The sequence below is a fragment of the Shewanella intestini genome (assembly GCF_018221465.1).
Classification (GTDB): Bacteria; Pseudomonadota; Gammaproteobacteria; order Enterobacterales; family Shewanellaceae; genus Shewanella; species Shewanella intestini.
In genome coordinates this window covers 1-527 of sequence record NZ_JAAIKR010000068.1, presented here as the reverse complement: position 1 = coordinate 527, position 527 = coordinate 1, and the positions used below count along the sequence as shown (strand labels likewise).

1 protein-coding gene is annotated in these 527 nt (G+C 52.9%); it reads left to right on the top strand.

The features are described from left to right. Positions 1 to 238 precede the first annotated feature (238 nt). Positions 239 to 527: hypothetical protein (locus G3R48_RS17195; protein ID WP_425516761.1), on the top strand; the 289-nt coding region annotated here is incomplete at its 3' end.

The following is a 527-nucleotide window of genomic DNA, read 5'->3' as shown; positions in this document are numbered from 1 at the left end:
CGGCGGGGCGGCAGCCCCTTAGAGGAGAAAGGGGGAAATGCTAAGTTATTGATTTATAAGGATTTGTAGAAATGCATTGAGACACATAGGGTGTCCTAACGTTGAGACATGCATGGATGTCTCAACAGGTAGCAAGGTTGAGACGCAAACTGTCTCGACGTGAGACATAATTTGTCGTATCATTGCGACTCGAAATGGCGCAATGAGCGGACAAATTTCCCGACTTTGGAGGAACCCCATGCAGCAGATCACGGTGGCGACCGACGCCCAGCGTCGTATCCGCCAGCGAGAGCTGGCCATGCTGGACGAGAAAGAGGCTCAGGAGCGCGAAGAGGCGCGGAAGAACAAGGGGTTCACGCAGGTGTATCCCTTGGGTTGGAAGCGCATCATTGAGCTTGCTAAAGGCAATGCTGGGGCCTTCGGCCTGTATTCATTCTTTGCTGAAAATATCGACCCAACCTGCGGCGCGGTGGTCTGCGATCAGCAGTTTTTGGCAGACAAGATGAACGTCAACAGGCGGACAATCA